The organism is Flavobacterium sp. YO12 (assembly GCF_004119495.1).
GTDB lineage: Bacteria > Bacteroidota > Bacteroidia > Flavobacteriales > Flavobacteriaceae > Flavobacterium.
The window spans coordinates 1-26,123 of the sequence record NZ_NRQU01000028.1 but is presented as its reverse complement, the minus strand read 5'-3'; the positions used below and the strand labels follow the sequence as shown (position 1 = coordinate 26,123).

Below are 26,123 nucleotides of genomic sequence, written 5' to 3'. Positions count from 1 at the left end.
TTTTTAAAATTAATATTTTGTCTTTTATTTTAAATATCGAAACAGCAACCAAAAATTGTTCAGTATCCATTGCAAAAAACGGGGAAACTATTTTATGTAAAGAGATCGCTGAAGAAGGTTACTCACATGCTGAAAAACTGCACGTTTTCATTGAAGAGGTTATTGCTGAATCTGGAGTTTCAGTTCAAGATTTAAATGCAATCGCAGTAAGTCAAGGGCCAGGATCTTATACAGGTTTGAGAATTGGAGTTTCGGCTGCAAAAGGATTGTGCTATGCGTTAAACATTCCGCTAATTGCAGTTGATACTTTGCAAACCTTAGCTTCGCAGGTTTCTGTTTCTGAAGGAAAAATTATTCCAATGCTTGATGCTAGAAGAATGGAAGTTTACAGCGCTGTTTTTAATGCAAAAATTGAAATAGAAAGACCAATTCAAGCAGAGATTATAAACGAAGATTCTTTTGTTGACTATACAGATACTATTTATTTTGTTGGAGATTGTGCTGATAAATGTAAAGCTGTTTTAACAAAAGAAAATTTTATCTTTTTAGAAGAAGTTAAATATCCTTCGGCTAGAGAAATGAGTAAAATCAGTTATGATAAGTATCAAAAAAGCGACACTGTAGATGTCGCTTATTTTGAACCGTATTATCTAAAAGATTTTATGATGACACTGCCATCAAAAAAATAACACTTATTTTATTTTTGAATTGTAAATGGCTGAATAGAAATTCCTGCTTCATCTAGAGCTGTTTTGCAATTCTCTAATGTTTCAGAAAAAACAGTACCATAATTAGCATTTTTTGCCCACGGGCGTACTGCAAAATCAACAGAGCTGGCAGACAGATTTTTTACAAAAACTTCTGGTGCCGGCGCTTTAAGTACATTTGGATTTTTGTTTAAAACATCTAAAAGAATATCTTTTGCCTTTTTAATATCAGAATCATATGAAATTGAAAATGTCAAATCGGCTCTTCTTTCTCCCTGCATTGAGTAGTTAATAATTGTTCCGTTTGATAACGCCCCATTTGGAACAAAAACCGTTTGGTTATTTCCTGTAAGCATTTTGGTAACAAAAATTTGAATTTCTAAAACAGTTGCAATAACCCCTTGAGCTTCGATAGTATCGCCTACTTTAAAAGGTTTGAAAACAATAATCAGCATACCGCCTGCAAAATTAGAAAGAGATCCTTGCAGTGATAAACCAACAGCAAGTCCCATTGCTCCTAAAATAGCTACAAACGAAGAAGTTTCAATTCCTAGTTTTGAAATAAAAGTAACGAATAATAAAATTCTAAGTGCCCACAACAAAATGTCGGCAAGGAATTTAGTTAAAGTAGGATCAAGATTTCTCTTAACCATTATTTTTCTAATAACTCTATTGATTAATCGTATTGCATATAAACCTACAAATAAGATTAAAAAGGCTGAGATTAGCTTTGGCGAATAATCGATTAGAATGTCAATAAATTTTGCTGCGTAATTACTCAGTTGTTCTGGACTCATGTTCATCTTTTTTTTGAATAAAAAAACCTTCTCTCAGAGAAGGTGTATTAATGGTGCAAATATAAAAATATTTCTTTTTATAGAAAAGCCATGTATTCTTAATCTTTGTCTGTTTTATCAGAAATTTTGTCTATTTCTGCAGCACTGGCTTCGCTTGCATCGGCAACGGTTTCTGATGCAATTGTTTTAGTATTGTTGGTAAATTCGTTTGTTTTTCTTTTACAGATTCAACTACATTGTCTAATGCGTCAGATGCTTTATCAGCATATTCGCTTACAATGTCTTTTGCCTGATGCGCATAATCAGCCGCATTCGCGATTATAGGTTCAGAAGCTTCTTTGACTTTCGAAATAGTTTCATCAGCAAAGGTTTCTGCCTTATCAATATAAGGAGCAGCGGCTTCTTTAGCTTGTTCAAAAGTACTTTCGGCTTGGTCAGCCAGATCAACCACAGTTTCTTTGGCAGTGCCAAATAAATTTTTAAAGAATGAATTTAATCCCATAATTTTCTAATTGATTGGTTTATAATACAATATTAACGAATTTTTCGTGAAATAGTAATCTGATCACGTAATAATTTATTGAAAAACAATGAGATATAAAAAAAGCGTCCGAGATTATCGAACGCTTTTCTTTATTTAAAGCAAAACTATTGTTATGCGTTTACTGCTTCAACTTTAATAGCTTCATCATTAAGCATGCTTTTCAACATGTTTTCGATACCACTTTTTAAAGTAAAAGTAGATGATGGGCATCCGCTGCAAGCTCCTTGCAAAATCACTTTTACCGTTTTATCATCTTCATTATAAGAATCAAAAGCGATATTTCCGCCATCTGCAGCAACTGCAGGTTTTACGTACTCTTCAAGAATATTAATAATCTGCTGAGACGTAACATCTAGTTTGTCAAATGCTTCATCTTTTGTAACGTCATTTTTAGTGGCTGTTTGAACTAAGCTTTCATCTAAAACAGTTCCTCCGTTTTCGATAAATTGTTTGATAAAAGTTCTTAATTCCAAAGTGATTTCTGCCCAGTCGTTGATTTCATACTTAGTAACAGAAATATAGTTCTCATCAATAAAAACCTCTTTTACGTAAGGGAATTTAAATAACTCTTGTGCTAACGGAGACGAAGCCGTTTGATCGATGTTTTTATACTCAATTGCATTTCTAGTCAGCATTCTGCTTACCACAAACTTTAAAGCTGCCGGGTTTGGAGTTGTTTCTCCGTAAACCGTAATAGGCTGCTTTTTAGTCTTATTTTCATCGATTGTTATAATAACACCGCCTTTGTCTACAAATGCTGCAATTTGTTCTGCAACAGCATCTTTTACATCATCCCATTCAACAATACTGTATCTTTCGATAGCAATAAAATTTCCTGAGATATAAACCGTTTTTACAAATGGTAAATAAAACAATTGCTGTGCTAAAGGAGAAGCTTGTGCTTCGTCGATATTTTTGAACTCAAAGTTTTGATTTTGAGTAATGAAGTCTTCAAATTCGAACTTTAATATAGTAGGATTTTGTGTTTCTTTTATAGTGATTTTTGTCATGGTAGTAATTTTTTGCAAATTTACTAAAGTTATTTTCTACTAATACCTATATTTGATTTTTTAATAAAATAATTATGACTCTTTTCAAGAAATTCGTACTTAATTATTAAGAGTATAAAATATTTGTAAACTCATCGGTTATTATGATGTTAAGAATCAGGTTTTTATTTATTTTTTTAATCACGACTTTTTTTTCTTATTCTCAAGAAGGAATTCCAGTTTATTCAGATTATTTGTCAGATAATTATTACTTGATTCATCCATCAATGGCTGGAGCAGCAAATTGTGCAAAAATTAGATTGACAGCTAGGAAACAATGGTTTGGTCAGGAAGATGCACCTTCGCTTCAAACTTTAAGTTTTAATGGCAGAGTAGGCGAGCGATCAGGAGCAGGTATTATTGTTTTTAATGATAAAAATGGGTATCATTCTCAAAAAGGCGTAAAAGTTACATATGCACATCATCTTATGTTTTCAAGAGATGAAATCGACTTAAATCAGCTTTCATTTGGTATCAGCGGCGGATTGATTCAAAGCCAGTTAGATGAAACTAAATTTGGAGGAACTTTTGATCCTATTGTTTTTGGTTCAATTCAAAAAGACTCTTATTTTAATGTAGACATTGGTGCTTCGTATAATTTTCTTGATTTTTATGCACACGCTACAATTCAGGGGCTGATTGAAACACGACGAGAGTTGTATACAGATTACGAAAGTAATAATTTAAGAAAGTTTCTTTTAAGTGCCGGATATGTATTTGGTAAAAGAGACAAGATCACTTGGGAGCCTTCAATTTTGTTTCAATTGTTTGATCAAACGAAAGAAAAGTCAATCGATTTAAACATGAAAGCTTACAAAAATATGGATTTTGGAAGTTTGTGGGCAGCTTTGTCTTATCGAAGAAGTTTTGATGGTGCACAATTTACTTCGGGAGGTGGTGTTTCATCTCAAAAATTGCAATATTTCACTCCTATTATTGGAGTAAACTATAAAAATTTTATGTTTGCTTATACCTATTCTCAAGTTATGGGTGATGTAAAATTTGATACTGGAGGATATCATCAAATAACTTTAGGAATTAATTTATTTTGTAAAAAGGAACGTTACGATTGTAACTGTCCTGCAATTAATTAAAAAAATATCATGCTTATTAAATCTGTAAATGGGAAATCGCCTTTGATTCCAGAAGATTGCTATGTTGCTGAAAATGCTACAATTGTTGGAGATGTTACATTTGGTGACTCTTGCAGTGTTTGGTTCAACGCCGTTATTAGAGGAGATGTTCATTTTATAAAAATTGGAAATAAAGTAAACATTCAAGATGGAGCGATAATTCACTGCACTTATCAAAAACATCCAACAATTATAGGGAATAACGTTTCGATAGGACATAATGCCATTGTTCACGGCTGTACAATACAGGATAATGTATTAATTGGAATGGGAGCAATTGTAATGGATAATTGTATTGTAGAAAGTAACTCGATTGTTGCCGCTGGAGCGGTTTTAACACAAAATACAGTTGTTCCTTCGGGAACTATTTTTGCGGGTGTTCCAGCGAAGAAAGTAAAAGATATTGACCAGTCTGATTTTGCAGGTGAAATCGAACGTATTTCAAACAATTATGTGATGTATTCTGGATGGTTTAAAAATGAAGAATAAATTATAAAAAATCACAAAAAATATAAAATCCAAATTCCAAAAGAGTCAAACCTTTGAATTTGGATTTTTTTATTTAATCGAATTATAAATTGATTTTTTCAAAGAAAGCATTCTTGTAGCTTTCACTAATAGGAATCCGTTTATCACTAATCAAAACCTTATTTTTTTGTATTGATTTCACATGTTTTATGTTAATGATATAAGATCTATGAATTCTGGAGAATCCTTTGCTTGAAAGTAAATTTTCAAGTTTTATCAAGCTGATTAATGTTAGTGTATATTTATTATCGGTTGTATAGATTTTTACATAATCCTTTAAACCTTCGATGAATAAGATATCAGCAAAATTCATTTTAACATTTTCGTATTCAGCTCTTACAAACATAAAATCCTGCTCAAGTTCTGGAGTAAGTGTATTTTCAGCAATTGAAGAAACAGTTGCAGCAGGATTAACAATTTGCTGCGCGCGTACTACTGATTTTAGAAAACGGTGAAAAGGAATTGGTTTTACTAAATAATCGACAGCACCAAGATTAAATCCTTCTACAGCATAATCAGAATAAGCAGTTGTAAAAATGACAAGCGGTTTTTTCTCGATAGTATTTAAAAAATCTATCCCAGAAAAATGCGGCATTTGAATGTCTAAAAAAATCAAATCAACATTATTTTGATTGATAAATGAAACGGCATCAATAGCATTATTAAAAGTACTGATCAATTCAAGTGAATCGACTTTTTGTACAAAATCTTCCAGTAATTCAACAGCTAATGGTTCGTCATCTATAATTACACATTTCATCTGCAGGAGTTTAAATTTATTCGGTTTGGAGTTCAAAAGTAGTTTTAAACCAGTAAATTAAGTTTTAAAATTATCATAAAATACTGGTTTGATTTCAATTATCCGTTTACAGTAATTGTTTTGGTCAAAGTATAACCATCAGTCAAATTACCTGTTAAAACTGCCAGTTCGCTGGCAAGACTGTCTGCAAAAACATTATCTCTCGTGTTAGAGGTGTCAGCTTGTCCATGAGCAGCATAATTAGTACTTGAGTAAACAGTACTCGAAGTACTTTCAGGAAAAGCAATTTGAGTAACTAATAATGAAGATCCGCTGCTTGACAAAACTTCAACATGTACATGCGGAGCTCTGCCTTGGTACCAGCCGGGATAAATAGAAATAAATGAAACTTCTCCTTTGGCATTTGTCGTTTGTCTACCTCTTAAAAAATGAACAGAAGTATAATCTGTCTGCTGCATTTGAGTTCCGCCGTATTCAGAATAATTGCCGTCTTTGTCGCAATGCCATACGTCAACTAAAACGTTCGAGAGCGGCAGGCAGTTATTGTTTTTGTTTTCAATAATTAAATTGATTAATAGAGCAACTCCAACTCGATCAGATTTTATATTTTCTAAAACTAATTGACTTGGTGTTTTGATAGGAAAAGGACCTTTAGTTTCAGATGGCGAAACTGTGCAGCTTCCGTCGTCAGATGAATCAGTGCCAGAATCATCATTATCACTTTTAGAGCACGACTCTAATAATTTTGAAGCACCAGCCAAAGCTGTGATGCCCAAAAGACCATTTCGGATGAATTTTTTTCTGTCCATAATCTCAAAATTTAATTTACAGTTGTTTTAATTTCATCTAATTTTAGATTTAAATGCACGCGGTAAAATTGGTTATCCTGGTTTATAGTTAGTTCATGAGCATTTGGATAAAGTAAATCCAATCTGTTTTGAATGTTTACTAATCCAATTCCTGAATTTTCAGGGTCTTTTGTATAATTCTCAATTGTATTTTCAATCCAAAAATCAAGGTTGTTTTCTGAAATGAAAATTTTAATTTTGATATGCGCCGCACCTTTATAATCTGTTCCGTATTTAAAGGCATTCTCAACAAACGATATCAGCAGCAAAGGTTCAATAAACTTGTTTTTAGTGTCGCCATGAACATTAATTACAATATCTTCAATGTTGTTAAGTCGTAGTTTTTGCAGTTCAATATAATTCTGAATGTAATTTATTTCCTTTTCTAAAGCCACCGTTTTATTGTCTGTTTCGTACAACATATAGCGCATTAACTCAGATAATGTCACGATGGCGTCAGGCACCAAATCAGATTTTTTATGTGCTAGAGAATAAATACTGTTTAAAGAATTGAATAAAAAATGCGGATTGGTTTGTTTGCGTAAATAAGTCAGTTCCGTATTTGTTCGATGAGTTTCGGCAATTAATTTGTTTTGTTCGTTACTGTAAAACTCTGCCAAGGTTCTAATAATTGCACTTATAGTAAGAATTAAAATATAGAAAAAGGAGGGGCCGATTTTAAAGAAAAGCGGACGTTTCATCTCAATTTTTAAGTTGTCAGTTTTTCGTAAAAGAATAGTGTCATTTGGCATGAAATGCGGACGAGCAATATTTGAAGGAGGTAAATGTCTGAATTCAGGAATAAAATAATTAATTCTGATAATCATGAAAACGGCAATGATTATAAATGCAAATAAAAAATACTGCCAGTACTTTTTTTGTAAAAGAAGAGATGGAACCATATAATAATAGTTGAGGTAAAACAACATTATTCCTGATGCCCACTGAACATAAAAATCATTATTGATTCTAAACGGACTTTCATAAAACTGAATTAAAGAAGTCAGAATAAAGAAAACCCATATAATACAATGGAATAGAATTTTGTTTGAGTTAGTATTTTTGATGGCTCCGATTTTCATTTATAATTTTATTTTTAATAAAATTAATTCATTTTTAGTTACTGTTGGCGATAAGTTTTGGCTGAGTTTTTCAACTACTAAATGGGCAGTTTTTAAAGCATCTTCTTCTGTCGAAAAACTTTTGTTGTCACTGATTACGGGTATAATCGATTGTTTAATGATAATTTTATCTTTATATGAAATCGAGTATCCCCAGCCAGAATTGGTTTGAAATGTCTCTGTTCTATAAATCTCTTTTTTCCCGCAAGAAACCATTTGTAAAACAAGACACAAAAGCAACAAATTCTTCTGGATATTACTCCAGAAGAATCGTTTATTATTAATTATCATTGTCATTTTGTTCCTCTAAAGGTTTAAATTCCCAGGCATCATCAAAATAAGAAGAGCCAATTCTTCCTAACATATAAAAACCGCGATTATTTATAGCAAAACCTACAGCATCAGTTCTTGTTGCTCCTTCAAGCGGTGTTCTTTCAACCCAAAGATCTGTACTTGGGTTATATTCCCAAATTGTTTTTATGTTTTCGCCTCCAACTACATATCCTAGTCCATTCATGCTAAAACTTGATGCATTGGCACGTACAATTGCATATTCGTCATTATACGAATAATCATCAGTAGTATTTTTGTCAATATCTCTTTTTCTTGTCCAAGTATCAGTTGCAGGATCAAATTCCCAAAAATCTCCCTGATAAACACTATTATTAATTCCTGTTGCCAGATACGCTTTATCAGCAATTACAAATACGGTTGCATTACGTCTTTTATTACCGCTAAAACCATTTACAAGTGTCCAGGTGTTTGCTTGATCATCATATTGATAAAAATCTTTTAGATAATTTCCATCATAGCCCGTTCCAAAATAAGCTTTACCGCCAGCCTGAAAACCTACAGCAGCATAACGAGCTGTTCCAGCAAAATCTGTTTTTTGAGTCCAGCTGTTGTTGGAAGGATCGTATTGATAAAAATCTTTAAGTCTATTAGTTCCGTCATAACCAAGTCCAATATAGCCTTTATTGTTTAATGCAAAGCTAGAGGCAGAACTTCTTCCTACACCAATAAAGTCTGCTTTTTGCTCCCAATAGTCTCCATTTGAGTTGTAAGCCCATAAATCTTTCAAGTATACATCGCCAGTATAACCAGCGGCAACATAAGCATAATCACCAATTACAAAACTTGTGGCGCTAGACCTTGCCGGCCCATCAAAAGCCGATTTCTTTACCCAGTTTCCCATTAATTCATCATCCTCGTTGTCATTGCTGCAGCTTATAAAGAAGAGACTAGAAAGTAATGAAGCGAATAATATTCCTTTTTTAAAATTATTCATAGTGTATTAAAATTTATTTATTGGTTCAAAAGTAGGCAGGGGAAGGATTTAAAAAAAAGAAGATATATGTATTGCCCATTTTGATAGACTAAATCAGGCTTTTTAAAGGCGAATGAGTTCTTGACGTTACTTTATCTATTATAGATGCTTTTTTGCCTTTTATAGAGCAAAAATGTAAGACTGTATATGTTATGATGCCGTCTAAACCACGCCATTATATATTTGCGCAAAAAATTGATTATGCGTAAGTTATTGTTTGTGTTGTTTTTTGCTTTTACATTATTTTCATGCGGAACAGATACTGATGCAGGAGAGTTTGTAGTTGGATCTGATTATTTGGCTTTGAACAATAAGGTTGTTATGATTGATACTGTAACGGTCGAAATGTCTACCATAAATTTTGATTCGCTGGTGACTTCAAACCAGAGTCGAATCTTGGTTGGAAACTACGATGATCCCATTTTTGGGAAGATAAAATCGAGTAGTTATTTTCAATTGTCATCAAGTAATTATGCTTTAAATAATGAAGGTTCCGATACCGAGAATGTAAATTACGTTTTTGATTCTATTTCCATGGTATTAAAGTATGATAACTATTTTTATGGCGATACAACTAAAATTCAAACATTTAATATTCATCGCTTAACGCAAAAAGTTAAACCAAATACTGATTCTGGAAGTTTTTACAATAATTCGAGTTTGAGTTATGAGGAGGAAAGTTTGGGAACATTCTCATACAAGCCGCGCCCAGTTGGAAAAGATTCGATTAATATAAAAATGAGTAATGCATTTGGAGAAGCTCTTTTTCAAAAAATAAAGAAAAGAGATATTACAGATTTTGACACTTTTACAGAGTATCTAAAAGGGCTTGTAATTGTACCATCATCATCTAACTCGTCAAGTGTTATTGGGTTTAATACTTCTAAGAGTTTAGTACGTTTGTATTACTCCAAATATCGAGCGGGCGTTGATGAGGTTCCCTTTGTGATAGATTTTTCTATTTTAGATGCCACAAAGCAGTTTAATTCTATTTCTTTAGATAAAACAGGAACTTTAATTCAAAACCTGCCTATATCGAGCAGTAAACTTTTGAGCACAGCGACTAACGGACAGGGATTTATTCAGTCTGGAACAGGAGTGGCTTGTCGGATCGATTTTCCAAACTTAAGACAATTGAAATATATTTCAGATAATGGCGCCATTGTCGACGCACAATTGATTTTAAAACCAGTTAATAATTCTTATTCTGAAAAATATCCGCTGGCTGATTCCTTAAAAATATACGTAGGCGACAATTTAAATAGAATCAGCAGTTCGTTGCTAAATTCTGCGGGAGCACAAGTGTATGGTATTTTGAATAAGAAAAGTGATGAGTTTAATGAGAACATCGGATATACAATTCCGTTAGGTAATTTTTTGCAAAAGGAAATGCTTCGAGCCTCTGATTCTAAATCTTCTTTAATCCTTACGCTTCCAGGTATTTCTAAAACTGTAAATCGAATTGTTTTAGGAGATCAAAAGCATTTAAACAATAAAATTCAACTAAAAATATATTACATCTCTTATTAAATGAAAAATAAAATAGTTTTTTTTTACTGCGCCATTTTAATATCGTTTTCATCATTTTCTCAAAGTATTTCCAGCTCGCCATATTCATTGTATGGAGTAGGCAGTTTGTATGATGCTGATTTTGGATTGCTTCCTTCAATAGGTTCTGCAGGAATTGCACTGCCATCAGATAGTTTTATTAATAATCTTAATCCAGCTTCTTTAGGTTCGCTGCCATTAAATCATTTTATGTTTGATGTTGGCGGAAAAGCTATTGCGACAACCTATCAAAACAATTCAAAAAAGGAGAATCGTAACAATTTTCAATTTTCTCATATTGCTTTTGCTTTTCCAGTTACTAAAAATTCTGGTTTTAGTGTTGCATTGCGTCCGTATTCTAGCTCGGCATTTAAAATTTCTAATCTTATCCTGCCAATTTCAGATAGTCAGGAATCGTATAGTTTATCAGCAACAGGTTCAGGAGGATTGAATAATTTTGATTTTTCTTATGGATATCGATTTGGTAAAAAACTTACAGTAGGAGCGTCTGCAGCTTTGTTGTTTGGAAACACAGTTGATGACAGAGTTTTTACAATTCTCAATTCAATCACCACTATACATAAAAACACAGATTATAATGGACTTCGTGCAACGTTGGGAACTCAGTATAAAATTGATTCTACGTTTACTATTGGCGCAACAGTTAAATTACCGGCACAAATTAAAGGTTCAAAAGTACAGTCGGTTGAGTCGATAAATGATGAGGTGGTGAGTGATATTCAACCTGAAACAGTTTCTGATGTAGAGGATTATTATATGCCTTTAGAAATTGGAATTGGTATTAGTAAACGATTCAAAAAAGTATTGAATATGACTTTTGATTATGAAAAAAGTTTATGGAATGATACAAAACAATCTGATTTCTATGGAGATTATGTAAATCAAGACAGATTTGCGTTAGGTTTTACTTATTTTAACGAAAAACGAAATTACAGAAAATATTGGGACAGGGTCAAATATTCTGCAGGTGCAAATTTTGATACGGGATATCTTGAAATAGACGGAAAAAGAATCAACAATGCTTCAATTTCAATTGGAGTTAATCTGCCTATCGAAAATACTTTTTCTGCCTTAAATATTTCATATTCGTACGGGCAAAAAGGAAGTATTTCAAACAATTTAATTAAAGAAAATTATCATAAATTGTCTGTAAACTTATCTTTAGATGGTATTTGGTTTGTTAAGAGAAAAATAGAATAAAATTAAAAATCTTTTTGGACTACGTTGTACTTATGTTCTAAAATGGAGTCTAAAACAATTGGATTTGAATTAACGTAAAATATAGGTTCGCTTTTTTGAGCTGTTGTAAAACCTACTTTATCGCGTAAAATATTTTGAGTTTGTCTTGCTACTGCTTCTCCAGAATCTATAATCTGAATATGTTCAGGAAGTATTTTTTTAATCTGAGGAATTAAATAGGGGTAGTGGCTGCATCCTAAAACTAGATAGTCAATGTTTGCATCTATCATAGGCTGCAAGTATGATTCTAAAAGCTGTGTCATTTCCGGAGAATACAAATTTCCATCTTCAATTAACTGAACAAGTCCATAACCAACCTGTTCAATAATGGTTGTATTTTGAAACATTTCTGCAGTCTTATTAAACAACTCACTGTTTAATGTTCCTTTTGTAGCCAGGATACCAATAACTTGTGTTTTAGAGTTATTGGCTGCAGGTTTTATTGCAGGTTCAATTCCAATAAACGGAATGTCATAATCATTACGGAGTTCACGAATAGCATTAGTTGTCGCTGTATTGCAGGCTACAACAATTAATTTGCATTTCATTTCCAGTAAAAAATCAACATTTTTTTTGCTTAAAGCAACAATCTGCTCTTTGTTTTTTTGACCATACGGAGCATTTTTACTATCGGCTAGATAAATTGTTTTTTCATTTGGAAGTAAGTTATGAATAGCGCTCCAAATTGAAGTTCCTCCAATTCCAGAATCAAAAACACCTATAGGATTATCGTTTGTCATAGTACAAATTTAGTATTTTTTGAAACAAAATGATAGTTGAAATTAATTGTAATTTGCGAATGATACGTCTTTTTTATTTTAAATAAATGTAAAAAAAAACTGTTCAAATTTTTTAAAAAATTTGAACAGTTTTAATTCAAGAATTCGGTTTTATTAGAATCCTAAATCTTTTTTTACGTCAGCAGTAATGTTTGGACCATCAGCTAATAAAAGAGTAGAACCATCTAAAACATATTGGAAACCTTTAGCTTTTCCAATTTTTTGGATAGAAGCTCTTACTTTTTCCATTAATGGTTTTACAATGTCAGTTTCTTTTTGTTGCAATTCTTTTTGAGCATTGTCTCTATAGTCAACAATTCTTTTTTGCATGTCTTGAACTTCTTTAGAACGATCTCCATTAACAGCTTCTGTTACAGTTGCAGCTTCAGCTTCGTACTTTTTGATTTTAGTTTGATATTCATCAACCATTTTTTTGTATTCAGCATCATACGTACCACTTAATTTTTGCAGTTGATTTTGAGCATCAAGCATAGCAGGCATTTTCGACATAATGTCGCTTACATCAACATGGGCAACCTTCGCCTGTGCGTTCATTGTGTTACTTGCTCCTAAAATTAGTATTGCAGCAATTAGTAAAGTTTTGATTTGTTTCATCATTTTTAAAATATTAATTAATTATTGGTCGTATTAGTTTTTTGTGTTTCGGCTTCTCTTGCTTTTTTCGCCGCTTCTCTTTCTTCTAATATTTTTTTTCTTCTTTCTTCTAATTCTTTTTTACGCTGTTCGTAAAGTTTTTGTCTTTCGGCAGCTTTATCTACTGCAGGTGCAGCTGTTGTTGTTTCAGTTGCTGCTGCAGGTTTTGCTGTTGTGCCATCAGTTTTAACTGCTTCGGTTGTTTTTGCTGCCTGAGTTGATTTTGCAGGTTCAGAAACCGTGCCATTTTTTTTAGCTTCTCTTTCTTCTAGTATTGCTTTTCGCCTGTCATCATACTCTTTTTTCTTAGCTTCCTGCTCTAGTCTTCTGTCTTCAATAAGCTTTTCTCTAGCTGCTTTTCTTTCATCTAGAACTTTTTGTCGATCAGCCATAGCAGGATTTTCATCGATGGCATTTTCTTTACTTTCTTGTACTTCCTGATCCTTCAATTGTTTTTTCGTCAACTGTTCTCTTTTGTCAGTTCTGTTCAAGATTCGTATAACCTGATCGCTGATATCAAATCTTTTGTTACTGAAAAGCATTGTCAAATCTGATGATTTATCAAAAATAAAATCATAATTTTTAGCTTCTGCAATATCTTGAACGGCAGTAAATACCTGATCTTGAATTGGCTTTGCCAAAGCTGCTTTTTGTCGAATTAAATTTCCGTCAGCTCCAAATTGTTTTTGCTGATAATCCAGCATTTCGTTTTCTAAGAACTTAATTTCAGTTTCTTTTTCATCAATTAATTCTTTGGTTAACAAAGCTTTTTCTGCTTTAAGATTTTCTTTAAGCGTATTGATGTTTGTTTTTTTTGTTTCTATTTCTTGTTTCCACTTTTGAGCTTTCAACTCTAATTGTGATTTTGCTTCTTTATAATCAGAAACATTCTCCAAGATATATTCCATATCTATGTAACCAATTCTTGTTGTCTTGCCTTGTGCCTGACTTGTATTAGCTACAATCAAGGCTAAAAATATAAATAAAAATTGTTTTCTCATAACATTACTTTATTCGATGATTTTTAACCAAACGTATTATTCCTAAAATTGTTGTCCAATTATAAAGTGAGTTTCCCAGCCATTTGCTTTGTTTGTAACAGATCCTGGCAGAGCATCGAAACCATAACCAAAATCGATACCTAATAATCCAAATGCAGGCATGAATACACGTAAACCAGCTCCAGCAGAACGATATAAATCGAACGGGTTGTAATCCCTGAATGTTGGATATGAAGAACCTGCTTCTAAAAACGTCAATGCATAGATTGATGCAGATGGTTTTAATGTTATTGGATAACGTAACTCCATTGAGAATTTGTTGTAAATAGTTGCTCCAATTTGCTGCCCGTATCTAGAACTAGTTTTGTCTTCAATAATTGGCGTCAATGAGTTGTTCGGATAACCTCTTAGCTGTACAGTCTCTCTACCATCCATAGAATACTGTGCCATTCCGTCTCCTCCTAAATAAAAACGTTCAAACGGTACAACACCTCTAGATTGATCGTAAGCACCTAAGAAACCAAATTCTGTTAATGTTCTTAAAACTAATTTTCCATATACCTTAGTATACCAGTCTGCTTTAAATTTAACTTTATAATATTCTAACCAATTGTATTTTTTCTGATCCACTTTTGCTTGATCCGTATCTGCATTTGCATAGTCAGATCCCACACTTACTGTTTGATTACTACCATTTATAGATTCACTTTTTGTGTAATCTCCAGGATTTATTGGTTGCCCGTCAGCTCCTGTAGTAGTGGTTGTACCAGTATATCTTGTTTTGTATTCTTTTTCATTTCCTAAGTTAGCATAATCTACTCCATTAAATAATGAATATGGAGGTGTTACTTTAGCTGAGACACTAAACTCAGAACCATAAGTTGGGAATATTGGGTTAACCCCTTTATTACTTCTTGAAATTCCAATAGTGTAAGCTAAATTTCGTGACGCTCCATTACCAAAGGTAAACAAACCAGTAAAGTAATTATTCAAATCATAGTGCTGGTAACTTACAGATTGTGATAATACGAAATAATCATCTGGCACAGTAAGACGTTTTGCTAAACCAACTTGCACTGTAAAAATATTAAAACTTTGGCTTCTATCAACAGTTCTTGTAACATAATTATTATTAAACTGTTTACTGTACGAGATAGACGAGCTAAATTGTACTGGTTTTTTTCCTCCAAACCAAGGTTCAGAAAATGATAAACTGTAAGTTTGGAAATAAGTACTTCCTTGTAAACGTAATGATACTTTTTGTCCATCTCCCATTGGAAGCGGTTTGTAAGCATCTTTGTCAAATAATTTACGTGCCGAAAAGTTGTTGAATGATAATCCTAATGTTCCAATGAAACCGCCGCCGCCGTAACCTCCTTGAAGTTCAACCTGGCTAGATCCTTTTTCTACTAATTGGTATTCGATATCTACTGTTCCTGCTCCTGGATCAACATTTCTAAATTCAGGTTTGATAGACTCAGGGTCAAAGAATCCTAATTGTCCAATTTCACGAATTGTTCTAACTAGTTCTTCTTTGCTGTATTTGTTTCCTGGTTTAGTTCTTAACTCACGATAAATTACGTGGTCATTTGTTTTGTCGTTACCAGTAACGTATATTTTGTTGAAATAGGCAATTGGACCTTCAGTAATTCTAATTTCAAAATCAATAGTATCATTTACAGTTTTTACCTCTACAGCATTGATTTTTGAGAACAAATAACCATTGTTTTGGTACAAGTTTGTAATGTCTTCCCCGTCAGGTTTTGAATTATCTGCAATTCTTTTTTCAAGCATTACACCATTATAAACTTCTCCTTTTTTGATTCCTAAATAACGATTTAACTGCTGATCTGAGTAAACTGTGTTTCCTAAGAATTTGATATTTCCAAAGTAATACTTGTTTCCTTCTTCGACATTAATTTTAATGCCAAGCATATTTTTGTCTTTGTTATATTTAACAGAGTCATAAATAATACGTGCATCACGATATCCTTTTTCTTTGTATGCCGAGATAACTTTTTCTAAGTCAGTTTTGTATTTTTCGGGAATAAATTTAGAGGCTTTTAAAACACGGAAAACATTTTTCTGTTTCGTGTCTTTCATCGCTCCTCTTAATTGAGTTTCTGTAAGTTGTTTATTTCCAATAAAGTCAATGCTGCTGATTTTTACTTTGTCACCTTTATCTATACGCACCAACATATTAACCTGATTACCAGCAATTGTATCTGGTGTCGTTGTAATGGTAACTTTAGTATTGTAAAAACCGTCTTTTTTGTATTTGTTTTCGATGTAGTTTTTCGTGGTAGTAATTAAGTTCTCGTTTACAATTTTGTTTTTGGTTAAATTGTTATCCTTAATTAAAGCTTCGATTTTGCTTTTCTTTACACCAGTGATTTTAACTTCATTAAGTTTCGGGAGTTCAACAATATTTAAGTCTAAATAAATACTGTCATTTTGAACCTTATTAATGTAAAAAGCGATTTCATCAAAAAGACCAAGTTTACCTAATTTCTTAATTGCACCAGTGATTTCTTCTCCCGGTACAGTTATTTCTTGACCTGTTTGAAGTCCAGAAAACGTTACTACAGTTTGTTCGTTAAAGCTAATTTTACCAACTACAGAAACTTTGGCTAGTATATACTTTTTTCCTTGATCAAAAGGAACTCTTTCTTGTGCTTTAATTTGTGAAAAACTACCCAAAAGTAAAAGGGTAAAGACTATTTGTATTCTTTTTTGTAACACTAAAAAATTATTTAATTTGTTCACTGGTTTTTCCAAATCTACGTTCTCTTTTTTGATAACTAATAATAGCCTCATATAAATCTTGATCTTTAAAGTCTGGCCACAAGACATTAGTAAAATACAATTCTGCATAGGCGATCTGCCATAGCAAAAAATTACTTATTCTATGTTCTCCACTTGTTCGTATTAACAAATCTACATCAGGTAAATTTTGCGTGTAAAGATGCTCATTTATAATTGAATCGTCAATAGCGTCTATTGAAATTATATTATTTTTAACTTTATCACTGATGATTCTAACGGCATTTACCAATTCTTCTCTTGATCCGTAACTTAAAGCTAGTGTAAGAGTAAGACGAGTGTTGTTTTTAGTTTTATCAATTACATCAAGCAGTTCTCTTTGTGCAGATTTTGGTAATTTTTCAAGATTCCCAATTGCATTAAGTCTGATGTTGTTTTCCTGAAGTGTAACTAGCTCTTTTTTTAATGAATTGATTAAAATTTTCATTAATGCTTCAACCTCTAGTTTAGGACGGTTCCAGTTTTCGGTAGAAAAAGCATATAAGGTTAAGTACTCGATACCAAGCTTAGCACAAGTTGTAATTGTTTTTTTTACAGATTTTGTGCCATTTTCATGTCCAAATGCTCTTAGGAAGCCTTGTTGTTTAGCCCAGCGTCCGTTTCCGTCCATAATAATGGCCAGATGTTTTGGTAAGTTTGATTGATCTATAGAGTCTATTAAATTCATTGTATTATTGTGCGCAATAGCAAGGTTTTTGTCCAAAGGTATACGTTAGCGTTAAACCTGAGAAAACATACCAATCATTGTTGTTTAAATTTCCAAATTTTAAAATGTTTGCATTGCTGGTGTTTGGATTGCTGCCATCAATGTTATCTGTAAATGTATATCGTGCTCCAACTTCGGCCGCTAGGACAAAGCGAGATGTTATATTAGATTTTATACCCAGTGTCATTGGTATTGCAAATGAGCTTGAGTTTGTACTTTGTGTAATATTTTGGGTTGTCTTATAGCGATACAATCCATCATAAATAAAAAAACTTAATCCAGAGTATATATAAGGTGTAATTTTTCTGTGATAATCATGCAAATTAAAATCAAAAAAATTAAACTCCAAACCCGCAGAGATTTCTTTTACATTATTTTCAAAGCGATATCCTCTTCCGTTTCTTCCTGTTTCATCTGAGTCTAAATCATTTCCCGAGATTGTAGATTGAGTGTAAGAAATTCGATAAGAGTGACGAGGGCTTTTGTTCCATTTATACAAAACGCCAAAAGCCAGCCTATCTGGATTTATGTAAGTTGTGCTTCCTACATCGCCTACAAAGTTGCTTCCACCAAGAAAAACACCAATCTCATTGATTTGAGCATTTAGTGTAATAAAGGGAAAAAAACATAACAATAAATTAAAAATTTTCTTCATTTAATTCAGAATTGCGTGCAAATATAATAATTATCGATACGAATCAACGTTCCTTTACATAAATGTGCTTTTTTTTCAATTTACAATATGAATTTGAGACATTTAATGATGATTCACTACAGGCAGAACGAGAAAATGTTCTATTATCGTATAGTGTTCAGTAAGAAATAGGGTTAATTTCTCTTGTCTTCGCCCCAGAGCAGTTTGTTTCTTAATGTTTTTAAGAAAGTTTCGCCTGGTATTTCGACCATTTTTATTTTGTAATCAGTTTTTTTGATCTTTAAAATCGATTCATTTTTTACGGAAGAAGTTCTAGAGTCTAATGAAACCAAATATTGATCTTCTCTGCCTGAAACACGCAATGTAATTTCTGTGTCGTCTGGTATAACAAGTGGTCTTGCGGTTAAGTTATGCGGCGCAATAGGAGTAATGACTAGGCTTTTTACATCCGGTGTTAAAATTGGTCCGCCGCAACTTAATGAATATCCTGTAGAGCCAGTAGGGGTAGAAATGATTAAGCCGTCTGCCCAATACGAACTTAAGTATTCGTTGTTTAGGTGAGTTTCAACAGTAATCATCGAAGTAGTATCTTTTCTGCTTACTGTAACTTCATTCATTGCGAAATTAAGTTCTGCAAAGGCATCATTTTTAGGTTCGCACGTTAAACCAAGTAAAGTTCGTTCAGATGTGGTGTAGTTTTGATCGATAACATACTGTAGTAAGCTGTCGATATTTTCTTTTTGAACTTTCGCCAAGAAACCTAATCTGCCAGCGTTTATGCCTAAAAGCGGAACGCCTGAACTGCGAACTAAAGCTGCAGCTCTTAACATTGTTCCGTCACCTCCAATACTAATCAACATCTCAAAGCTATCATCTAAAATTGTACTTGATGAAAAAGTAGCATATTCTTTTTTGACAAGCTGCTTTTCATAGAGCATTTCCAAAAAGTTTTCTTCAATTACAATTTCGACATGATTTGAAGTAAGAAACAAGAAAATGTCTTTTATAATTGGTTCAGTGCTGTTTTGATAGTATTGTCCGTAAATGGCTATTTTCATTCGTCTTAATTAGATAATGAGGAAATGTGTTAATTTGATAATTTATTTAGTTGAGAACATTTTCTAATTTAAATATTGAGATATTTGTCTAAATAATCAGAGCGTTCTTTTAAGCTGTTGATATAAGTGTCTTCTTGATGTTCTGAGATTATTTCGTAACCATATCTTCTATAAGTTTGAATTATCTCATTCATTGCACCTAATCCTATTTTTATGGTAATTTGAACATTTTCTAAATCAGCTTCAGAGACAAAGCATCCTAATATTTTTCCGTTATTACTTTCAACGATTTGCGTTACCTCACTCATCGAATAATCTAAAAGACCTTTTTGAACAATAATAATTCCGCCTTGCTCTTTTATAAAAGGAGTTTCTTGAAAGAACTTCATTATATCTTCTATTTCATAATAGCCGACATAGGAGTTGTTTTCGTCAAGAACGGGAATAGTATTAGTATGGTTTTTTGCAAAAACTTCCAGGACATCTAGCCAAATCATTGATTTTCTAGCAAAAAAACGTTCTAAAGTATATTTGTAATCAATTATTTTTTTATCTGAATCAAAAGTTTCAACATCATCAGAAGAAATACTTCCAATGAAAATTCCTTCCTCCAAAACAGGGAAATGAGAAAAATTTACCTCGGCAAAAAAGTCTTGAACCGATGCTATAGTTTCCTGACCATCAATTGGTCCGAAATCATTGGTGATATAGTTTGTAATTTCTGTCATAAATCAATTGGAGATATTTCATGCAAAATAATCAAAAAATACCAAAAACTGCTGCGTTTTACTTTGTATTTTTGTCGTAACAAATATAGTGTTACTAGAATTAATTATCTATTTATATGACAAAGTTAAGTGTAAATATCAATAAAATCGCAACGCTTAGAAATGCTCGCGGCGGAAATGTTCCTGATTTATTAAAAGTTGCTGTCGATATTCAACGTTTTGGAGGACAAGGAATCACGATTCATCCACGTCCAGACGAACGACATATTCGCTATCAAGATGCGCGCGATTTAAAAGCAATTGTTACTACAGAATATAATATCGAAGGAAATCCGCAGCATAATTTTATTGATTTAGTTCTTGAATGTAAGCCAGATCAGGTAACATTAGTTCCAGATGCAATTGGTGCAATTACCTCTTCTGCAGGTTGGGATACGATTGCAAATCAATCTTATTTAACAGAAGTTATTCAAGAGTTTCAACGAAACGGAATTAGGACTTCTATTTTTGTAGATCCGGTTTTGGAGGTTATTGAAGGAGCGAAAAAAACAGGAACAGATCGAATTGAATTGTACACTGAAGCTTTTGCACATCAATATGATTTGGGAAATAAAAAAGGAATAGATCCTTATGTTGAAGCTGCAAAACTGGCAAATGAATTAGGTTTAGGAATAAATGCCGGACATGATTTGAGCTTAGATAACATTCAGTTTTTCAAACAAAACATTCCAGGATTATTAGAGGTTTCTATTGGTCACGCCTTGATTTCAGAAGCGCTTTATCTTGGTTTGGATAATGTTGTAAATATGTATTTGAATAAATTGAAATAAGTTTTCTAAAAGACTCTTAGAAAGGATAAATAAATATTTAATGTAAAAATAAATGTTATACTCAAAAATAGAAGGCGAAGGAAAACCATTTATTATCATGCATGGATTTCTTGGTATGTCTGACAATTGGAAAACACTTGCAGGACAATATGTAGAAGCAGGATTTCAGGTTCATATTTTAGATTTACGTAATCATGGGCGTAGTTTTCATTCTGATGAATGGAGTTATGAAGCAATGGTTCAGGATGTATTTGAATATTGTAATGCGAATAATTTGACCAGAATTGATATTCTCGGGCATTCAATGGGTGGAAAAGTAGCTATGCTTTTTGCGGCAACACATCCTGAGATTGTAGATAAATTAATCGTTGCAGATATTGGGCCTAAATTCTACAAACAGCACCATCAAGATATTTTGGCGGGGTTGAATGCGGTTGATTTTTCTGTAAAGCCAAGTCGAAATGATGTTGAGGAAATAGTAGCGCAATATGTGCCTGACTTTGGAACTCGTCAGTTCTTATTAAAAAATTTATATTGGAAGGAACCTGGACAGTTAGCGTTTAGATTTAATCTCGCTGTTTTTAATAATAATTTGGATGCAATTGGAAAACCGCTGGCAGACAATTTGGTTTTTGCTAAGCCGACATTATTTATAAGAGGTGGAAATTCAGGCTATATTCAGGATTCAGATCTTGAAGATATTCGAAAACATTTTCCAAATTTAAAATTAGAAACCATTCCAAATGCGGGGCATTGGCTTCATGCTGAAAATCCAAAAATGTTTTTTGAATTGACAACAACGTTTTTAAAAGAGTAATTTTTTTGATAAAAAAAGTGTTACTTTTATTAAAATTTAAAAAGAAAAAGATATGAAATTATTACTTAGACTTCTTGTTACGGCTGCTTTGGTTTTGTTAATAGCTAACTTTTTGCCGGGTGTGCATGTGGCCAGTTTTACTACAGCAATTATCGTTGCAGTGGTTTTAGGATTATTGAATCTTTTTATAAAACCAATATTGGTTATTTTGACATTGCCGGTAACAGTGATTACTTTGGGATTGTTTTTATTGGTTATTAATGCCGTCATCATTTTGTTGTGCACTAATATTGTAGGAGGATTTGCAGTTGATTCACTCTGGACAGCTTTATTGTTTAGTGTTATATTATCTATTCTGCAATCTATTGCATATAAAATAGTAGGAGACGATAAATAAAAGGTATTAAAGTGACTTAAAAACCACTTCAAATACAATATATTAAAAACTTGGTTGGGTTGCAAAAATTTTATAATTTTGCAACCCAATTTTATTATGTAAATTAAAGAAGAAGATGGATATTAAAAGAGTAGCAATAGACGCTGTGAATGAAACGATTGTATTAAACGTTGTTCACATGGATTATAAAGGTCAAGTAGCAAAAAGAATAAACGAAAAAATGCCATTGGCTACCGTTAAAGGTTTTAGAAAAGGACAAGTTCCTAAAGACCTTGTTGAAAAACAATACGGAAAAGCAATCAAGCAAGAAGAAGTTAAAAAAGTAGTTGATTTAGCTTTAGAGCGTTTTGTTCAATCTGAAAGATTAAATCTTTTAGGAACTCCTCTTGCTAAAGAAAACGAAAACTTTGATTGGGATGCTGAAGAACTAACTTTCGAATATGAAATTGGTTTAGTTCCTAACTTCGAAATTGATTTAGAAGCAAAAAATAATATCGTAAAATATATCGTAACGGCTGATGATAAATTAATCGACGGTCAAGTAGAGCGTATCCAAAAACAATTCGGAAAAGCAATCCCGCAAGAAGTGGTGTCTGCAGATTCTGATTTAACTGGAACTTTCTCAAACGAAGAAAAAGGTATCAATAATACAACTACAATTTCATTATCTACTTTCAATAAAACTGCTGGAGACAAATTCATCGGTAAAAAAGTTGGAGATGTTGTTGCAGTAAGCACAAAAGGTTTATTTGAAGACGATCACCAATTAATGGATTACTTAAAAGTATCTCATGATGATGTTCACGGTTTAGATATCGAAGTAAACTTTACAATCGAAGCAATCAACGGAGCTGAATTAGCTGAATTAAACCAAGAGTTATTTGATAAACTTTTTGGAGAAGGAAAAGTAGCTTCTTTAGAAGATTTAAAATCTAAAATTAAAGAAGATGCTGAAGCTCAATTTGCACAACAAGCAGATCAAAAATTATTATTAGACGTTCAAGATTTCTTGATCGAAAGCACAAAATTTGATTTACCAGCTGAGTTCCTTAAAAAATGGTTACAAACTGTTGGAGAGAAAAAACTTTCTGCAGAAGAAGCTGAAGTTGAATACGCAAGATCTGAAAAAGGTTTACGTTTTCAATTAATTGAAGGAAAAGCTATGGCTCAAAGTAATATCCAAATTACATTTGATGATTTGAAAGCTTTTACAACAAATGCTATCAAACAGCAAATGGCTCAATTTGGTCAAACTAACCCAACTGACGAAGAAGTTCAAGGAATTGTAGCAAGAGTTTTATCTAACCAAGAAGAGGTGAAAAGACTTTCTGAGCAAGTTGTAGCAGAGAAATTGTTAGAATTGTTTAAAGAAAAAGCAAATCCAACAACTAAAGAAGTAACTTACGAAGAATTTATTGCTGCTTCTTACGGAGAATAAATTTTAGTCTGAAAGTCGAGAGTTGTAAAGTCAAAAGTTAAGAAGAAGACTTCATTAACTTGATTCTAAAAATTAAGATTTTATTACAGAAACTGAAAGATAAAAATAATTATATTTGAACGTCAATGGAAGTTTTTCTTCTATTGACGTTCTTTTTTTGTTTCAGGTTTCAGTTGGTGAACGTTTCTTAGTTTAAAAAAAACTTAGAATCTTAGCAGCTTAGAATCTTAGTATCTTAAAAAAGAAGACAAATTGACATCCTTTAGAAAGAGGTACAACCTTTGATAAAAGAATATATACATTAAATAAAGTAAAACTTAGAACAGATACATATGAACTACGGTAAAGAATTCAAAAAATTTGCTACAAAGCACCAAGGAGTAAACGCGATGTACTATGACAAAATCATAGCGGCGATGAATCCAACTAATATGACTCCATATATTATCGAAGAGCGTCAGTTGAATATTTCTCAATTAGATGTGTTTTCAAGATTGATGATGGATAGAATTATTTTTTTAGGAACAGGTATCGATGATCAAATTGCAAACATCGTTCAGGCTCAATTACTATTCTTAGAAAGTGCTGATGCTTCAAAAGATATCCAAATTTACTTAAACTCTCCAGGTGGAAGCGTTTATGCAGGATTAGGGATTTACGATACAATGCAATACATCAAACCAGACGTAGCAACAATTTGTACAGGAATGGCAGCTTCTATGGGAGCAGTTTTATTATGTGCAGGAGCGGCAGGAAAACGTTCGGCTTTACCACATTCAAGAGTTATGATTCACCAGCCGTCAGGAGGAGCACAAGGAGTTGCAACTGATATGGAAATCAATTTACGTGAAATGTTGAAATTGAAAGATGAATTATACAATATCATCTCGCATCATTCAGGACAAACTTTTGATAAAGTACACAAAGACAGTGAGCGTGATTACTGGATGATTGCTGACGAAGCAAAAGAATACGGAATGATTGATGAAGTATTAAGAAGAGGATAATTTTCTTTAAGGTTGAAAGTTGCAGGAACTATCCCGAGGCCTCGGGACTAAGCTTGACATGAAACCTGAAACAAAATTAAACTTGAAACAAAAAATAAAGATTAAGCTGTAAAGGAGTTAAGTTTTTAAGTTTTAAATTAAAAAGCTTAGAAACTTAGTATCTTTGCAGCTTAGTAACTTAAATAAAGAATGGCAAAAGTAGTATTAGAATGTTCGTTTTGTGGAAGAAAAAAGCCAGAAACTAATTTATTAATCGCGGGTATCAATGCACATATCTGTGATAAGTGTATTGAACAAGCACACGGAATTGTATTAGAAGAATTAAAATCAAGCGGAAGCTCAAAACTTGTTGGTGACTTAATTTTAAAGAAACCAAAAGAAATTAGAGCATTCTTAGATCAATACGTTATCGGGCAAGACCAAACTAAAAAAGTAATGTCGGTTGCCGTTTACAATCACTACAAACGTTTAATGCAGCAGCAATTAGACGACGAAGTAGAGATTGAAAAAAGTAACATTATCATGGTTGGTCAAACCGGAACAGGAAAAACATTAGTTGCTAAAACAATTGCAAAAATGTTAGACGTTCCTTTGGCTATTGTTGATGCAACTGTATTAACAGAGGCAGGTTATGTAGGAGAAGATGTTGAAAGTATTTTGACACGTTTACTGCAAGCTGCGGATTATGATGTAACCAAAGCCGAAAGAGGAATTGTATTTATTGATGAAATTGATAAAATTGCCCGCAAGAGCGATAATCCATCAATAACACGTGACGTTTCTGGAGAAGGTGTTCAACAGGCATTATTAAAACTATTAGAAGGAACAGTTGTAAACGTACCGCCAAAAGGAGGACGTAAACACCCAGATCAAAAATTTGTAGAGGTGAATACTCAAAACATCTTGTTTATTGCTGGAGGAGCTTTTGATGGAGTGGAGCGTATTATTTCAAAACGTTTAAACCGTCAAGCAGTTGGATATTCAACTTCTAAAAATGTCGATAATATTGACAAAGACAATTTATTGCAATATATTATTCCTAAAGATATTAAGGATTTTGGATTGATTCCAGAGATTATTGGTCGTCTGCCAGTTTTAACACATATGGATCCGTTAGATCGCGAAACACTTCGTGCTATTTTAACACAGCCTAAAAATGCATTAGTAAAACAATATCAGAAATTATTTTTAATGGATGAGGTTGAATTTACAATTACAGATGAAGCATTAGATTTCATTGTTGATAAAGCATTAGAGTATAAATTAGGAGCTCGTGGATTACGTTCGCTTTGCGAAGCAATCCTAACAGATGCAATGTACGAACTGCCAAGTTCTGATGATAAAGTTTTATCGATCGATAAAGATTATGCAGAACATACTTTGAGTAAAAACTTATTGAAGCGTATGGAAATTGCTTCTTAAATCTTAAAAAGATATTTTTTCAGAACCTGTTCATTTTTTGAGCAGGTTTTTTTGTTGATTGAAAATTTGTAAAAATAGTATCGAATAAAAAAATAAGTTGATAATTTATTTGTTTTTAGAAAATAAATACTAACTAAATTTTAATTAATTATTTAGTAAACGTTTAAAAATTTAGTTTAAATTTTT

The 26,123-nt window shown here is 32.5% G+C and carries 27 protein-coding genes; 11 read left to right on the top strand and 16 right to left on the bottom strand.

What is annotated here, in order from left to right:
* The first annotated feature begins 17 nt into the window (after nucleotides 1–17).
* The gene (gene tsaB / locus BOW55_RS11080; RefSeq protein ID WP_129024167.1) at nucleotides 18–689 is read left to right on the top strand and encodes a tRNA (adenosine(37)-N6)-threonylcarbamoyltransferase complex dimerization subunit type 1 TsaB; all 672 of its coding nucleotides are present in this window, start codon (nucleotides 18–20) and stop codon (nucleotides 687–689) included.
* 8 nt (nucleotides 690–697) lie between these two features.
* Here tsaB and BOW55_RS11075 read toward each other — a convergent pair whose 3' ends face one another.
* The 3 genes from BOW55_RS11075 to BOW55_RS11065 all read right to left on the bottom strand — a co-directional run bounded on the left by BOW55_RS11075 (nucleotide 698) and on the right by BOW55_RS11065 (nucleotide 3,058).
* Nucleotides 698–1,510: a mechanosensitive ion channel family protein gene (locus BOW55_RS11075; protein WP_129024166.1), complete on the bottom strand. Its 813-nt coding sequence runs from the start codon at nucleotides 1,508–1,510 to the stop codon at nucleotides 698–700.
* A gap of 124 nt (nucleotides 1,511–1,634) precedes the next feature.
* Nucleotides 1,635–2,006 carry a YtxH domain-containing protein gene (locus tag BOW55_RS11070; RefSeq protein ID WP_241686540.1) on the bottom strand — a complete coding sequence of 124 codons (372 nt, stop codon included), beginning with the start codon at nucleotides 2,004–2,006 and terminating at the stop codon, nucleotides 1,635–1,637.
* Between the two features lie 152 nt (nucleotides 2,007–2,158).
* Nucleotides 2,159–3,058 (bottom strand): NifU family protein, encoded by a 900-nt coding sequence (locus tag BOW55_RS11065; RefSeq protein WP_089059108.1) that lies wholly within the window; start codon nucleotides 3,056–3,058, stop codon nucleotides 2,159–2,161.
* 143 nt (nucleotides 3,059–3,201) lie between these two features.
* Between BOW55_RS11065 and BOW55_RS11060 the strand changes: the two genes are divergently transcribed.
* Both BOW55_RS11060 and BOW55_RS11055 read left to right on the top strand, forming a co-directional pair.
* Nucleotides 3,202–4,191, top strand: coding sequence for a type IX secretion system membrane protein PorP/SprF (locus BOW55_RS11060; RefSeq protein ID WP_129024165.1), 990 nt, complete (start codon nucleotides 3,202–3,204; stop codon nucleotides 4,189–4,191).
* A 9-nt stretch (nucleotides 4,192–4,200) separates the two neighbouring features.
* Nucleotides 4,201–4,719: a gamma carbonic anhydrase family protein gene (locus tag BOW55_RS11055; protein WP_099720282.1), complete on the top strand. Its 519-nt coding sequence runs from the start codon at nucleotides 4,201–4,203 to the stop codon at nucleotides 4,717–4,719.
* An 82-nt stretch (nucleotides 4,720–4,801) separates the two neighbouring features.
* On the opposite strand, the gene BOW55_RS11050 is transcribed toward BOW55_RS11055, so the two are convergent.
* The 5 genes from BOW55_RS11050 to BOW55_RS11030 form a co-directional block, all read right to left on the bottom strand.
* Complete coding sequence (locus BOW55_RS11050; protein ID WP_129024164.1) at nucleotides 4,802–5,518, bottom strand: LytTR family DNA-binding domain-containing protein; 717 nt, start codon at nucleotides 5,516–5,518, stop codon at nucleotides 4,802–4,804.
* A 98-nt stretch (nucleotides 5,519–5,616) separates the two neighbouring features.
* Nucleotides 5,617–6,327 (bottom strand): intradiol ring-cleavage dioxygenase, encoded by a 711-nt coding sequence (locus BOW55_RS11045; RefSeq protein WP_129024163.1) that lies wholly within the window; start codon nucleotides 6,325–6,327, stop codon nucleotides 5,617–5,619.
* 11 nt (nucleotides 6,328–6,338) lie between these two features.
* On the bottom strand, nucleotides 6,339–7,448 hold the full coding sequence (locus tag BOW55_RS11040) for a sensor histidine kinase (protein WP_129024162.1): 1,110 nt from the start codon (nucleotides 7,446–7,448) through the stop codon (nucleotides 6,339–6,341).
* Nucleotides 7,449–7,778 (bottom strand): DUF4907 domain-containing protein, encoded by a 330-nt coding sequence (locus tag BOW55_RS11035; protein ID WP_241686539.1) that lies wholly within the window; start codon nucleotides 7,776–7,778, stop codon nucleotides 7,449–7,451.
* Nucleotides 7,768–8,775, bottom strand: a complete 1,008-nt coding sequence (locus tag BOW55_RS11030) for a kelch repeat-containing protein (protein WP_129024160.1) — start codon at nucleotides 8,773–8,775, stop codon at nucleotides 7,768–7,770. The genes BOW55_RS11035 and BOW55_RS11030 overlap by 11 nt, the downstream gene beginning before the upstream one ends.
* Before the next feature lie 240 nt (nucleotides 8,776–9,015).
* On the opposite strand from BOW55_RS11030, the gene BOW55_RS11025 reads away from it, so the two are divergent.
* Together BOW55_RS11025 and BOW55_RS11020 are read left to right on the top strand one after the other, a co-directional pair.
* Nucleotides 9,016–10,344 (top strand): DUF4270 family protein, encoded by a 1,329-nt coding sequence (locus BOW55_RS11025; protein ID WP_129024159.1) that lies wholly within the window; start codon nucleotides 9,016–9,018, stop codon nucleotides 10,342–10,344.
* Nucleotides 10,345–11,583 (top strand): aromatic hydrocarbon degradation protein, encoded by a 1,239-nt coding sequence (locus BOW55_RS11020; protein WP_129024158.1) that lies wholly within the window; start codon nucleotides 10,345–10,347, stop codon nucleotides 11,581–11,583.
* Nucleotides 11,584–11,585: 2 nt separating this feature from the next.
* On the opposite strand, the gene murI is transcribed toward BOW55_RS11020, so the two are convergent.
* The 8 genes from murI to BOW55_RS10980 all read right to left on the bottom strand — a co-directional run bounded on the left by murI (nucleotide 11,586) and on the right by BOW55_RS10980 (nucleotide 20,026).
* Nucleotides 11,586–12,362: a glutamate racemase gene (gene murI / locus BOW55_RS11015; RefSeq protein WP_129024157.1), complete on the bottom strand. Its 777-nt coding sequence runs from the start codon at nucleotides 12,360–12,362 to the stop codon at nucleotides 11,586–11,588.
* Between the two features lie 153 nt (nucleotides 12,363–12,515).
* Nucleotides 12,516–13,019 (bottom strand): OmpH family outer membrane protein, encoded by a 504-nt coding sequence (locus BOW55_RS11010; RefSeq protein WP_199170255.1) that lies wholly within the window; start codon nucleotides 13,017–13,019, stop codon nucleotides 12,516–12,518.
* A gap of 14 nt (nucleotides 13,020–13,033) precedes the next feature.
* Nucleotides 13,034–14,056 carry an OmpH family outer membrane protein gene (locus tag BOW55_RS11005; RefSeq protein ID WP_129024156.1) on the bottom strand — a complete coding sequence of 341 codons (1,023 nt, stop codon included), beginning with the start codon at nucleotides 14,054–14,056 and terminating at the stop codon, nucleotides 13,034–13,036.
* 42 nt (nucleotides 14,057–14,098) lie between these two features.
* Nucleotides 14,099–16,873: an outer membrane protein assembly factor gene (locus tag BOW55_RS11000; protein ID WP_164975025.1), complete on the bottom strand. Its 2,775-nt coding sequence runs from the start codon at nucleotides 16,871–16,873 to the stop codon at nucleotides 14,099–14,101.
* Nucleotides 16,806–17,546, bottom strand: coding sequence for an isoprenyl transferase (locus tag BOW55_RS10995; RefSeq protein ID WP_089054504.1), 741 nt, complete (start codon nucleotides 17,544–17,546; stop codon nucleotides 16,806–16,808). Before BOW55_RS10995 ends, BOW55_RS11000 begins: the two co-directional genes overlap by 68 nt.
* 4 nt (nucleotides 17,547–17,550) lie before the next feature.
* Nucleotides 17,551–18,240 carry a DUF6089 family protein gene (locus BOW55_RS10990; protein WP_129024155.1) on the bottom strand — a complete coding sequence of 230 codons (690 nt, stop codon included), beginning with the start codon at nucleotides 18,238–18,240 and terminating at the stop codon, nucleotides 17,551–17,553.
* A gap of 173 nt (nucleotides 18,241–18,413) precedes the next feature.
* On the bottom strand, nucleotides 18,414–19,298 hold the full coding sequence (locus BOW55_RS10985; protein WP_129024154.1) for an NAD kinase: 885 nt from the start codon (nucleotides 19,296–19,298) through the stop codon (nucleotides 18,414–18,416).
* 68 nt (nucleotides 19,299–19,366) lie between these two features.
* Complete coding sequence (locus tag BOW55_RS10980) at nucleotides 19,367–20,026, bottom strand: CBS domain-containing protein (RefSeq protein ID WP_089054468.1); 660 nt, start codon at nucleotides 20,024–20,026, stop codon at nucleotides 19,367–19,369.
* A 116-nt stretch (nucleotides 20,027–20,142) separates the two neighbouring features.
* On the opposite strand from BOW55_RS10980, the gene BOW55_RS10975 reads away from it, so the two are divergent.
* The 6 genes from BOW55_RS10975 to clpX all read left to right on the top strand — a co-directional run bounded on the left by BOW55_RS10975 (nucleotide 20,143) and on the right by clpX (nucleotide 25,937).
* Nucleotides 20,143–20,856 carry a pyridoxine 5'-phosphate synthase gene (locus tag BOW55_RS10975; RefSeq protein ID WP_089054469.1) on the top strand — a complete coding sequence of 238 codons (714 nt, stop codon included), beginning with the start codon at nucleotides 20,143–20,145 and terminating at the stop codon, nucleotides 20,854–20,856.
* A 52-nt stretch (nucleotides 20,857–20,908) separates the two neighbouring features.
* Entirely contained in the window at nucleotides 20,909–21,673 is a 765-nt protein-coding gene (locus BOW55_RS10970; RefSeq protein ID WP_129024153.1) for an alpha/beta fold hydrolase, read from the top strand.
* Between the two features lie 52 nt (nucleotides 21,674–21,725).
* Nucleotides 21,726–22,070, top strand: coding sequence for a phage holin family protein (locus BOW55_RS10965; protein WP_129024152.1), 345 nt, complete (start codon nucleotides 21,726–21,728; stop codon nucleotides 22,068–22,070).
* A 115-nt stretch (nucleotides 22,071–22,185) separates the two neighbouring features.
* Nucleotides 22,186–23,508 carry a trigger factor gene (locus tag BOW55_RS10960; protein WP_129024151.1) on the top strand — a complete coding sequence of 441 codons (1,323 nt, stop codon included), beginning with the start codon at nucleotides 22,186–22,188 and terminating at the stop codon, nucleotides 23,506–23,508.
* A gap of 332 nt (nucleotides 23,509–23,840) precedes the next feature.
* Complete coding sequence (clpP, locus tag BOW55_RS10955) at nucleotides 23,841–24,515, top strand: ATP-dependent Clp endopeptidase proteolytic subunit ClpP (protein WP_129024150.1); 675 nt, start codon at nucleotides 23,841–23,843, stop codon at nucleotides 24,513–24,515.
* Between the two features lie 189 nt (nucleotides 24,516–24,704).
* Complete coding sequence (gene clpX / locus BOW55_RS10950) at nucleotides 24,705–25,937, top strand: ATP-dependent Clp protease ATP-binding subunit ClpX (RefSeq protein WP_089054474.1); 1,233 nt, start codon at nucleotides 24,705–24,707, stop codon at nucleotides 25,935–25,937.
* Nucleotides 25,938–26,123 lie beyond the last annotated feature (186 nt).

Coding starts and splice junctions, on each gene's coding strand:
- BOW55_RS11075 (WP_129024166.1), bottom strand. CDS start 1,510: ATGAACATGAGTCCAGAACAACTGAGTAATTACGCAGCAAAATTTATT.
- BOW55_RS11070 (WP_241686540.1), bottom strand. CDS start 2,006: ATGGGATTAAATTCATTCTTTAAAAATTTATTTGGCACTGCCAAAGAA.
- BOW55_RS11065 (WP_089059108.1), bottom strand. CDS start 3,058: ATGACAAAAATCACTATAAAAGAAACACAAAATCCTACTATATTAAAG.
- BOW55_RS11060 (WP_129024165.1), top strand. CDS start 3,202: ATGATGTTAAGAATCAGGTTTTTATTTATTTTTTTAATCACGACTTTT.
- BOW55_RS11055 (WP_099720282.1), top strand. CDS start 4,201: ATGCTTATTAAATCTGTAAATGGGAAATCGCCTTTGATTCCAGAAGAT.
- BOW55_RS11050 (WP_129024164.1), bottom strand. CDS start 5,518: ATGAAATGTGTAATTATAGATGACGAACCATTAGCTGTTGAATTACTG.
- BOW55_RS11045 (WP_129024163.1), bottom strand. CDS start 6,327: ATGGACAGAAAAAAATTCATCCGAAATGGTCTTTTGGGCATCACAGCT.
- BOW55_RS11040 (WP_129024162.1), bottom strand. CDS start 7,448: ATGAAAATCGGAGCCATCAAAAATACTAACTCAAACAAAATTCTATTC.
- BOW55_RS11035 (WP_241686539.1), bottom strand. CDS start 7,778: ATGATAATTAATAATAAACGATTCTTCTGGAGTAATATCCAGAAGAAT.
- BOW55_RS11030 (WP_129024160.1), bottom strand. CDS start 8,775: ATGAATAATTTTAAAAAAGGAATATTATTCGCTTCATTACTTTCTAGT.
- BOW55_RS11025 (WP_129024159.1), top strand. CDS start 9,016: ATGCGTAAGTTATTGTTTGTGTTGTTTTTTGCTTTTACATTATTTTCA.
- BOW55_RS11020 (WP_129024158.1), top strand. CDS start 10,345: ATGAAAAATAAAATAGTTTTTTTTTACTGCGCCATTTTAATATCGTTT.
- murI (WP_129024157.1), bottom strand. CDS start 12,362: ATGACAAACGATAATCCTATAGGTGTTTTTGATTCTGGAATTGGAGGA.
- BOW55_RS11010 (WP_199170255.1), bottom strand. CDS start 13,019: ATGATGAAACAAATCAAAACTTTACTAATTGCTGCAATACTAATTTTA.
- BOW55_RS11005 (WP_129024156.1), bottom strand. CDS start 14,056: ATGAGAAAACAATTTTTATTTATATTTTTAGCCTTGATTGTAGCTAAT.
- BOW55_RS11000 (WP_164975025.1), bottom strand. CDS start 16,873: ATGAGGCTATTATTAGTTATCAAAAAAGAGAACGTAGATTTGGAAAAA.
- BOW55_RS10995 (WP_089054504.1), bottom strand. CDS start 17,546: ATGAATTTAATAGACTCTATAGATCAATCAAACTTACCAAAACATCTG.
- BOW55_RS10990 (WP_129024155.1), bottom strand. CDS start 18,240: ATGAAGAAAATTTTTAATTTATTGTTATGTTTTTTTCCCTTTATTACA.
- BOW55_RS10985 (WP_129024154.1), bottom strand. CDS start 19,298: ATGAAAATAGCCATTTACGGACAATACTATCAAAACAGCACTGAACCA.
- BOW55_RS10980 (WP_089054468.1), bottom strand. CDS start 20,026: ATGACAGAAATTACAAACTATATCACCAATGATTTCGGACCAATTGAT.
- BOW55_RS10975 (WP_089054469.1), top strand. CDS start 20,143: ATGACAAAGTTAAGTGTAAATATCAATAAAATCGCAACGCTTAGAAAT.
- BOW55_RS10970 (WP_129024153.1), top strand. CDS start 20,909: ATGTTATACTCAAAAATAGAAGGCGAAGGAAAACCATTTATTATCATG.
- BOW55_RS10965 (WP_129024152.1), top strand. CDS start 21,726: ATGAAATTATTACTTAGACTTCTTGTTACGGCTGCTTTGGTTTTGTTA.
- BOW55_RS10960 (WP_129024151.1), top strand. CDS start 22,186: ATGGATATTAAAAGAGTAGCAATAGACGCTGTGAATGAAACGATTGTA.
- clpP (WP_129024150.1), top strand. CDS start 23,841: ATGAACTACGGTAAAGAATTCAAAAAATTTGCTACAAAGCACCAAGGA.
- clpX (WP_089054474.1), top strand. CDS start 24,705: ATGGCAAAAGTAGTATTAGAATGTTCGTTTTGTGGAAGAAAAAAGCCA.